This window comes from Moorena sp., assembly GCF_982860115.1.
This window is the reverse complement of sequence record NZ_CEYLVT010000103.1, coordinates 1-9591: the sequence shown is the minus strand read 5'-3', so window position 1 is coordinate 9591 and position 9591 is coordinate 1. Positions and strand designations below refer to the sequence as shown.

6 protein-coding genes and 1 pseudogene are annotated in these 9591 nt (G+C 44.7%); 2 read left to right on the top strand and 5 right to left on the bottom strand.

Features of this window, described 5'->3' with window-relative positions; translation table 11 throughout:
* The first annotated feature begins 41 nt into the window (after nucleotides 1-41).
* Entirely contained in the window at nucleotides 42-779 is a 738-nt protein-coding gene (locus AC4II3_RS18035) for an alpha/beta fold hydrolase (RefSeq protein ID WP_488010319.1), read from the top strand.
* A gap of 259 nt (nucleotides 780-1038) precedes the next feature.
* Nucleotides 1039-1368 carry a hypothetical protein gene (locus tag AC4II3_RS18030; RefSeq protein WP_488010316.1) on the top strand — a complete coding sequence of 110 codons (330 nt, stop codon included), beginning with the start codon at nucleotides 1039-1041 and terminating at the stop codon, nucleotides 1366-1368.
* Nucleotides 1369-2446: 1078 nt separating this feature from the next.
* Here AC4II3_RS18030 and AC4II3_RS18025 read toward each other — a convergent pair.
* The 5 genes and pseudogenes from AC4II3_RS18025 to AC4II3_RS18005 all read right to left on the bottom strand — a co-directional run bounded on the left by AC4II3_RS18025 (nucleotide 2447) and on the right by AC4II3_RS18005 (nucleotide 9282).
* Complete coding sequence (locus tag AC4II3_RS18025; protein WP_488014155.1) at nucleotides 2447-3475, bottom strand: chlorophyll a/b binding light-harvesting protein; 1029 nt, start codon at nucleotides 3473-3475, stop codon at nucleotides 2447-2449.
* A 145-nt stretch (nucleotides 3476-3620) separates the two neighbouring features.
* Nucleotides 3621-4637: a chlorophyll a/b binding light-harvesting protein gene (locus tag AC4II3_RS18020; RefSeq protein ID WP_293087106.1), complete on the bottom strand. Its 1017-nt coding sequence runs from the start codon at nucleotides 4635-4637 to the stop codon at nucleotides 3621-3623.
* An 826-nt stretch (nucleotides 4638-5463) separates the two neighbouring features.
* Nucleotides 5464-6348 carry an EfeM/EfeO family lipoprotein gene (locus tag AC4II3_RS18015; protein WP_488014157.1) on the bottom strand — a complete coding sequence of 295 codons (885 nt, stop codon included), beginning with the start codon at nucleotides 6346-6348 and terminating at the stop codon, nucleotides 5464-5466.
* Nucleotides 6349-6781: 433 nt separating this feature from the next.
* Nucleotides 6782-7855: a heterocyst master regulator PatR gene (locus AC4II3_RS18010; RefSeq protein WP_488014159.1), complete on the bottom strand. Its 1074-nt coding sequence runs from the start codon at nucleotides 7853-7855 to the stop codon at nucleotides 6782-6784.
* 139 nt (nucleotides 7856-7994) lie between these two features.
* Nucleotides 7995-9282, bottom strand: a pseudogene (locus AC4II3_RS18005) (RNA-guided endonuclease InsQ/TnpB family protein).
* Between the last annotated feature and the right edge of the window lie 309 nt (nucleotides 9283-9591).

Genomic DNA, 9591 nt, shown 5'->3' with positions numbered 1-9591 from the left:
ATCGCTACTCCCTACTCCCTACTCCCTACTCCCTTTGCTATATGTCTATTTTGCCTGAAATCCTTTGGTTGAATGTTAGTCCAAGTTTTCTACGTTTTGATCAGCCTTTAATTCGTTATTTGTGTAAACAAAAGCGAGTTGGCCAGTGGGAGTATCGCCAAAATCAAGATGAACCAACTTCTCTTGATATTGCCCTTACCTTACTTCATGACTATCTCAAAACCTCAGATCATCCTATCCATCTGGTGGGTCACAGCACTGCTGGTTTGGTAGGACTACTCTATAGCCGTAAATATCCTGAAAAAGTCAAGTCTTTAACTCTATTATCAGTAGGTGTTAATCCCGCAGTTGACTGGCAAGCCCACTACTATGTGCAGCTCCAACTTTTACCCTGCACTCGCCAAGTGTTGCTTACCCAAATGGTTAAGAGCCTCTTTGGTCATCACAATCACCAGATCACGAAAGGTTTAGTAACCATCCTAGAGCAGGATTTAGCTTTTTCTCCCTCTCCTCACTCCCTATATAAACGGGTTACTGTACCACCAACAGCAGTGCAAGTGCCATTAATGGTATGTGGTTGCAAAGATGACATGATTGTTGATTCTAATGCTTTGCAAGGATGGAAATCTTGGTTAAAAGAATGCGATCGCTTATGGGAATATCCAGAAGGGGGTCACTTCTGCCACTATTTCCATCCCAATCGAGTAGGACGGCAAATCGTCCGGTTTTGGGAATCCCTATCATCACCAGTCCCTGAGCCATTAGCGATTAGTAGTTAGGTAAGTATTCAGCTATCAGCTATCAGCTTATGCGCTATGGACAGGCTACGCGAATGGCTGAATGCTGAATGCTGAATGCTGAATGCTTACACTATCTGTAGCATCGATAAATTGAAATCCTATTAGTTAGTATAGCGGTTTCCAGCCTAATGAAGTACACAAGATTTTTTCCCTGTTCCCTCTTCTGACTTCCCTGTTCCCTGTTCCCTAAAACCAGGGACTCTGTACCTCACCAAATTAAAAACGGCTATAGTTAACCATGTTCGAGATACTTCTTTCTCAGGTTATTCAAAATTTACTAACGTTTCTGTGCTGCATAGCTGCTTGGACATTAATCGGAATAGCGTTATGGCGGATTCGGGTCACCTTTCTAGACGGTGTCGCTCATCTGAGACAATTACATCAAATTCCCTGTAGTCGCTGCGCCTTTTTTACTGGAGATTATCGCCTCAAGTGTACAGTACATCCGTCAAAGGCGCTAACAGAAGAGGCAATCAATTGTTATGACTATGAGGCAACTCTAAATCCTGCTAGAGTTAACTCACGACGGTGTAAGTGTAGTCATCAAGCTACTTCTAAAGTTGTTTGAGGATAATGCGTTCGGCTCTGCCGCTTCAGATGCGATTGGCCGTAGGGCACGCTAAGCGAACGCAAGTTAGGTCACCGTAAGTTATAAGTTATCAGCTAATGCGCTACATCACAGGCTAGAAGCCTGTGCCACCTTACGCGAACAGTTTTTAACAATCCTCGCGGAATTCCCCACCCTCTTACAGGGTGGGGATGGATAGCGAGACGACGGCTTATTGCGAATTGTGTTATAATAAAAGTGGTTGCTGACCCGCCTGACTGACTAAAAGGCTACCTTACAAATGGTATAAAATCCTATCAGTTTTTATACCATTAGGTGTACAAAGTACTAGCAGAGCTCAGGGAAGAGACTTGCCCCGGCTGGTTGACCACAGAGTCGTAATTCCAAGGTGAGTCTGTCGAGTCAACTATATGTCTGCGGAAGGCGGATATCTGCCTGTGGACGCTGAGTAAGACCGTATTGCAGCAGGCGCGCGCCTCCAAGGCCGGGTTCCCCGGCCTTGGGTCGCGCCTCTGTTTGAGGCATCGGCGGATGAAGCGGGAAGCCCGTTCGCGTAGCGTCGGCTTCGCCGATAAGACGAATAAAACCGTCCCTGAGTTGACCTGAGAATTGGAAGCCCCAACCTCAGCGTTCGCGTAGCGTGACCAAAGGTCAAGCAGGTTGGGGTACTTCACATAAGCGCACCTAAGCGGTCTTGAAGGAAACCCCCAAGACCGCGCTGCATTAAGACAACAACTAAGCATTGATTTAATCTTTTTTACGTCTGCATTTCAAGTAGAGAATGGCTGACCGCTGACCGCTGTTCGCGTAGCTCACGCTACGCGAACAGCTTCAGTTTTCCAGCAGGTTTCTGGTTCCATAAGAATTGGGATTTTAATAATAAATTTTATTAATAAATAGCTAAAAAACAAAAATCAGATCACCACCCTAGTGATCTGATTGGCTGTTGGTTTACCATAAGGAGGACTAGCTTCCTGTCTAGAGAAGAAACCCTGGCTCTGTGTCTCGTCTAGATGGCAACTTACATTTTAAGTATACCAATTAATGCAAATAGTTTGCAAGTATTTTTTCAAAGAAATTATGACGAAGGCTCTGTCGTTGGATTGTCTTGGGATTTTGACAGCTTCTGTAAGTACTTAATTTGATTACTCATTAATACACTGCCAGAACGGGATTGGACAGCATGCCACAGGTGCCCCCCTAAGAACAAGAGTCCCAAGAAAAACTGAATATTTGCTGCTACCAGACGGTTAGAACCGTAAAATTCAGTGGGAAAGACCGTAGTGTTGTTAGCAACAAAAGCAGCAGACACAAAAGCCATGAAGGCTAGAGACCCTAAACTGTAGGAGAGAATTGCTTCTCCTTCAATCTGGAGGGCACTCCTAGCCCAGTTAAATGGAGTGGAGACAATATGCCAAATTCCGCCACCAATACACATCATCCCAATCCAAATATGACCACCAATGACATCCTCTAAATTATTGACAGCTGCCATTCCCAGAGGATTCCAAGCCCCATCGACAATGCCAAAGAGATAACCAAAGATAGTCACTGGGTTAAGCGTTGGGCTGGTAATGATACGTACATTGCCAACAGCGGCGTCATAAATGCCACCAAAGACCATTGCTTTAGCTACCAGCAACAAGGCACCCACACCTAGGAAAATCAGATGATGCCCTAAAATAAAGCTGAGCTTCTTGGGGTCAGTCCATTCATAGTGGAATTTAGGGGCGCGTCCACTGCCATCTTTCAAATTTGCAACACCACTAAAAACATGAAATAGACCACCTGCACCCAAAACAGCGGATGCAGCTAGATGCAAAATGCCAATCACAAAATAGGGATAGGTATCTGTGACGACACCACCGGGTGCAACACCCCAGCCTAAAGTGGCTAAGTGGGGTAACAAGGTTAATCCTTGATCGGACATGGGCTGACCAGGCACAAGCTGGGAAATTTCCGCTATGGTAGTTGCGCCTGCCCAGAACATAATCAAACCAGCGTGAGCAATATGAGCTCCTAATAATTGACCGGATAAGTCCCTAAGACGGGCATTACCAAGTAACCAATCCGGATTAGTTCGTGATGGAATACTATTCGTTGTCATGAAAACCGAGTATCTCTCTATCTAACACACAAATTTGGTAGAGTGCTACTCAGCAGCCCAGGAAATTTTTGGTTTAGTAGGTGTTAGATTGATTGGACAGCAGCTAACACCTACTACCTAGAGAGGGCTGCTTTTTACTAGCTAATTAATTCAAGCCTTCCTCAAATTTCTTAAAGTCAACGCCGATGGAACGCAATGCATGCCATAGGTGACCTTGTAGAAAGAAGAAAGCTAGGAAGAAGTGGGCATTTGCCAACCAGCAGCGAGGAGTGTGGGCACCCAAAGGCAACTCAATAGTATCGGCAAAATATGGGGAAACACCAAGCTTAACCTCTAAGGCAGGACCATAGAATTCGACGGGATAGGCTAGGGTATTAACTGCGCAGAAGTAAGCTGCTACAAACCCTGCCAGAGCAATACCGCCGAGAGAGTAGGAAAGAACCGCTTCTCCCTCGAAGCTGACGAGATTCTTTGCCCACTTCAGTGGTGGGATGAGGATGTGCCAAATACCACCACCAACGAGTAGCAAGCCAACATAGATGTGACCGCCTACCAAGTCTTCTAAGTTATCCACCGAGGCAAAATGGGTTTGATAGCCATAGATTGCCAATGGATTAAGATTGGGGCTGGTAACGAGCCTGACATCATGAATGGTGGCATCGTATAGTCCGCCAAAGTACATGGCTTTCGCCGCCAATAACAGAGCGCCTACTCCTAGAAAAATGAGATGATGCCCAAGAATAAAGCCTAACTTCTTAGGGTCATTCCATTCAAAGTGGAATTTAGCGGCACGACCACCAGCATCTTTCAATTGCGCTGGACCTTTAGCGGAATGGAACAAAGCACCCGCTCCCAGAACAGCGGAGGAGATCAGGTGTAGAGCGCCAATGACGAAATAGGGGTAAGTATCCACTATCTGACCGCCTGAGCCTACACCCCAGCCCAAAGTAGCTAAGTGGGGCAGCAGAATCAGCCCCTGCTCACCCATTGGCAGGGTGGGATCATACCAAGAAATTTCAAACAGAGTAAATGCTCCAGCCCAGAAAACGATCAGGGCTGCTTGGCCGACATGAGCAGCTACGAATTTGCCAGACAAGTTGGCTAGGCGGGCGTTACCAGCCCACCAGTCATATTTAACCTCGGGATTACCGTATGTTTGCATACTCGATCCTTACTCGATCCTTAATTGCTTCATTGTTTCACCACCTCCTATCGAGGGTTGAGGTGAAATCACATGAATCGATTGTGCAGCATTAGGAAGCCAATTTAAAGTTACTTGCAATATTTTTTAACATTTATTGCAAGTTATTATCAATTTTAATATTTAAAAATTGTCTAAAAGTATTGTATATCAAGCATTACAGCTATTTATGCTAATCCCAAGTTATCCCAAATTGTTGTTAACAGCTGTCATCAGATTTTATTTTATAAATAACTTTTATCATTAGTTTTTCTAATAGTTACGCAAAATGCTGTTAAAATAGGAATATATACTGGTGTCATTCAGCTCAAACTGGACTTATGTATCTCAGATATATCTGAAATCGTACAATTTAACGATGATTTAATAAGACTTAGGCATTGGCCACTAAGCACTACATATAGTGTTGCTTATCGGATTTACCGCTATATTTATAGTTTAGTAACGGACGGAAGCGTCAGTGGTTCTTGATCTAATGCCCTATGGCTCTAACCACCCTGATCGGTTTAATGTCATCAAAAATTCTATAATATATCTTTTATTAACACTTGACAAAGTTTAGCAATACATATAATGTCTATCCTAGACATCTTCTCTTATGTCTGATAACGAGCCAGAATCGCGGCAGAGATTACATTTATTACTCTCTGCCGCGCTTTTTGCTGGTCGTTGACCGGAATAGCCATGATCGTCTTAGGCCAATGGTATTAGGCATAAGTAGGATTAAGGACAAAAACCATTAACTCAAAACCCAACAGCTAACACTGTGCCACCGTGCCACCGTTCCCTAAACTTCAAAACCAACGGGTATTTCTAAAACCTTTGCTGCTTTGTACAACGCTCTCCGGAACCGATAGCCAACGTCCACAATATCTTTTCGCTGACTAATGTCGAGAGAACTATAGGGTTGAGCTGCGACTTCGCCTGGGGTGAAGTAAGGTTTAAGCTTGCCTTTGGCTGCTTTATAAGCTGCCTTAACCTCTTGATCCACACTGGCGTCTTTGTCTGCGACTCTTGGGGAATAGGGAGCATACTGGCTGAAAATTCCGATCCAGTTATCTGAGAAGATTAACAGGCTCTGATCCGACCAAGTTTCTTCTTCGCCACAAATCTTCTTGGCTACTACTTCTGTCGCCAAAGCAATCATGCCTTCAAAGTTCAAGGTGGAATTGAAGTTCTGCCGCTGATCTAAATCGTTGATTAGGGTTTTGACGCTCTCCACCAACTCTTTAGCAAAAGGGAGCGCTTCTTTCACCTTCCCTTCCCGGTACAAGAGAGCTTCGATCCGGTGAAATCCCTTAAATTCTGGGTTATCCTCGCCGCCATCAAAAGCAGAGGGGCGAGCATCAATATCCCGGTCAGTTTCTTCAAAGCTGGCTGCGTAGGTTTCAATTTGCTCGTAAGGAGGACGGGCTTTGACATAAGCGTCTTTGGCTTTTTCCAAATTGCCACTGCGAATTGCTTTCACTAAGTCCTCGACAAGGGGTAGCTGTACTTGAGCTTGTTGTCGGAAATACCTTAAGCCCTGATCAACCTCTGCAGCATAGGGATCTCTACCAGCTGCTGCAATTAACTCCTTGCTTGAACCAGGGCGAATTAGACTAGAAGCGGCTACGGTGCCTAAACCACCCACAGCAGCAATTTGTAGTATTCTTCGTCGATTAATTGTCATGGGGTTAAACTTGAGAAAGATTCTTTTTTAGCTTCGATTATTATAGTAGACCTTGATCACCTTGATAAAAATATTTATCGATAAATTAAACCTTAAAGATGTGATTAAGACGTTGTGAACAGGTACTGAAGACACAAGTATCCGATACCACCCAAAAAAAGTGGCCAAAAAAAAAGAGCCAAGTCAGACTAGTGTTACTGATCCCAATTCTGGAAACTACGGCTACCCATCAATTTCATCTCCCTATCTCCTCATCTCCCCATCTCCCCATCTCCCTATCTCCCCATCTCCCTATCTCCTCATCTCCCCATCTCCCTGTCGCCCCATCTCCCTATCTCCCCATCTCCCCACCCCTCCCACACTCCCCATTTGCCCCTGAGGTAAAGAACCTACCCCTGTGGGCTACTCCTGCTCCATCAAACCAACACCTATCCTAATCAATCAGACGAAACACTTTATTCTGCTTTTGAGCAGGTTGTTGTGATTGTTCTTGCTTAATTGTTTCTGGGTTGCTAGAAGGCTTCTGAGACTCTTTTGGCTCAGTTGATTCGGTAACTTTTGGTTTTTTCTCAAATACATTAACTCCTGCACCTTCTAACTCAATTACTCCTTCTGGAGAAACCCTGGCTATCTTTCCACTCAAAGCCGCTACCCAATCAGCAAAGCTATCCATCTTTTCTACTTGCTTTTTGAGGGTCTTGCGATTAAGTTCTGCCTGAACGGTTATGCCATTGTCGCCAGTTAGGAGTAAGGTAACTTTCTTGCCTTGCTCTGGTAAATTAGGTCTTTCGGTAAACTTGACGGTGATTTCGGGTTTTCTGCCTTGAATCATGATAACTTCATTTGGTTTAGTTTGAGGGCTTGGTTGAGGTTGATAGTCAGTTTTTTCTTCGGAGTAATGTGAATAGAAATTTGAGTCTTCTAGATTTACGTTAACTGGATGAGCTTCCTCTATGTGGAGTTGCTCCCCTACTCGTCTACAAAAAAATTCCCAGAAATCATCCTTTTCTGCTGGTTCTGGCAAAGACCCCTGGAGACTTAACAAAAAAGGCTGCCATGGATAACTTTTGGCTTTTCCTCTAGGAGGCAGGTGATTGCGTTCTACATAAGCCACCACTGCTTCTGGCTTGACATCGTGAATTAAACCACGAACCCGAAACTGATCGACTCTTTCGTCACTGGGAGAATGACGTAGAGTAGTTTTCCCCTCTAGGGGAATAAATTTCTTGATTTGAATTTGAGCCAGTTTTCCTGCCTTGGTTATGCGGAAATATACTCGCCAGAGATAGACTTTTTTCTCACCAAAAGAGGGGTTGGTACTTAATTTCTTCCACAAGGGTTGGTGCATATAGGCACTGAAGCTGATTCCTTGTTTGAGAACAAGAGTTCCTTTAACTGACCGATTAGGCTCTTGAGATGGGTTTGGGTCAAATCGCCCAAACAGATAGCCCAGAGCCGAAAACTCGGTTGGACGACTAGGAGGGGTAAAGGGGACAACAACTTCCATGGGATTGGGAATGAAGGAGCCATTATATTTTAGACTATCAAATCACGGCAATCAGATGAACTTAACTGGTTAAGTTTTACTTCCGATAAGTTCTTACGGCTGTGGAGATTGTTGTTGAATACCCTTGACACTCCCCGGTCTAAAGACGCGGGGATTCTTCGCTCAACGACCCGACTTGCTCTCCCTGGCCGGAACCAAGAACAGTAGAGGTCAGATCTCCCGAAGCGTTTATTGGATCTAAGATCCAGGTTCCGGTGTGCCCCACCGTACCCAAGGCTCTCTTTAGGATATTGATAGCGGCATTGTGGTCACGATCTAACTTGCAACCACATTTGCAGATATGAGTCCTAGTTGATAGTGACTTTTTAACCACTTCACCGCATTCAGAGCAGTTCTGGCTAGTATATGCAGGGTTTACTGCGACAGTGACCCGACTAAACTTAGTTCCAAAATGCTCCAACCATTTCCTGAATTGATACCAACCTGCATCATTAATAGACTTGGCGAGACCGTGATTTTTAACTAAGTTCTTAACTCTTAGATCTTCGTAGGCGACCAGATCGTTAGATTCGGCTTTCGCCGACGCTACGCGAACGGATTACGCAGCGCGCCAGTCTCTTGGCGTGCTCTATGCGCTTCGCGCAGGCTTCGCCAACACGTTGCCTACTTATTCTAAGATGCTGTCTACCTAGTTTATTAATTGCTTTCTTTCGGTTGGACGAGCCTTTCTTTTTCCGGGAAACCCGGCGCTGATAAAACTTTAACCGCTTTTCCCCAGTTCTATAAAATCTAGGGTTGGGTTCAGAATTGCCATTAGAATCAGTGTAGAACTCTTTCAACCCTACATCTAACCCTATAGTACTTTTAGATGGTTCTAATTCCTCTACTACATCAACTGAGACGCAGAACTGAACATAGTAACCATCAGCTCTCTTGACTATCCGAACTCGCTTTATCTGTTTCTTATCGAAGCGCCACAAGTCCCAAGTGCCTTTAAGTTTAAGCTTCCCGTTCGCGTAGCGTGACCGAAGGTCAATCCCCTTCTTGTCAATGAACGTGATTGTTTTCTTGTCAGGGGATAACTTCCATCCAGACTGCTTGTATTCGACAGAACAGCAGTGTTTTTGAAATCTAGGAAAGCCTTTCTTTCCAGGTACCTTTTTCTTGCAGTTGTCAAAGAATCGCACGACAGATGACCATGCTCTTTCAGCACTAGACTGACGAGCTGTAGAGTTCAACTCATTGGCAAAAGGGAATTTTTTAGCAAGGACTGCACTGTACTTATTTAGATCGAACTTGCTAACTCCTTTGTTGTCCATCCAGTATCTAAGACAGCTGTTTCGGATGAATTTTACAGTCCGAATTGCTTCATCTATTGCTGAATATTGACAGGGTTTTCCTTTGGCTTTGAACTCTAAAATTATCATCAGTTTCGACCTTGACTGCGACTATTTTAGTCTAGCGCTCTCAGACTAAAACGTCAAATAATTGTTTCGTTTTTTCTTTGAGGCGGCTAAAGCCGCTATTCGCTTTCATCCCCGCTCTAAAGAGACGGGGTTTTCAGCGTTTCGATCCCTTATAATAAAACTGTCGAGCCCGGGCGCTGGAAGTGTGGGGAGATGGGAAGTTTGGGGAGATGGGGAGATGGGGAGATGGGGAGATTTGTATTAAGCGATGCAGGGCGGTCTTGGGGGTTTCCACGGGGCTTACAAGGTGCGGACGCAGGTTCCGCACAC

Bases quoted from the DNA above. Each gene is read 5' to 3' on its own strand.
- AC4II3_RS18035 (WP_488010319.1), top strand. From the start codon at position 42: ATGTCTATTTTGCCTGAAATCCTTTGGTTGAATGTTAGTCCAAGTTTT.
- AC4II3_RS18030 (WP_488010316.1), top strand. From the start codon at position 1,039: ATGTTCGAGATACTTCTTTCTCAGGTTATTCAAAATTTACTAACGTTT.
- AC4II3_RS18025 (WP_488014155.1), bottom strand. From the start codon at position 3,475: ATGACAACGAATAGTATTCCATCACGAACTAATCCGGATTGGTTACTT.
- AC4II3_RS18020 (WP_293087106.1), bottom strand. From the start codon at position 4,637: ATGCAAACATACGGTAATCCCGAGGTTAAATATGACTGGTGGGCTGGT.
- AC4II3_RS18015 (WP_488014157.1), bottom strand. From the start codon at position 6,348: ATGACAATTAATCGACGAAGAATACTACAAATTGCTGCTGTGGGTGGT.
- AC4II3_RS18010 (WP_488014159.1), bottom strand. From the start codon at position 7,855: ATGGAAGTTGTTGTCCCCTTTACCCCTCCTAGTCGTCCAACCGAGTTT.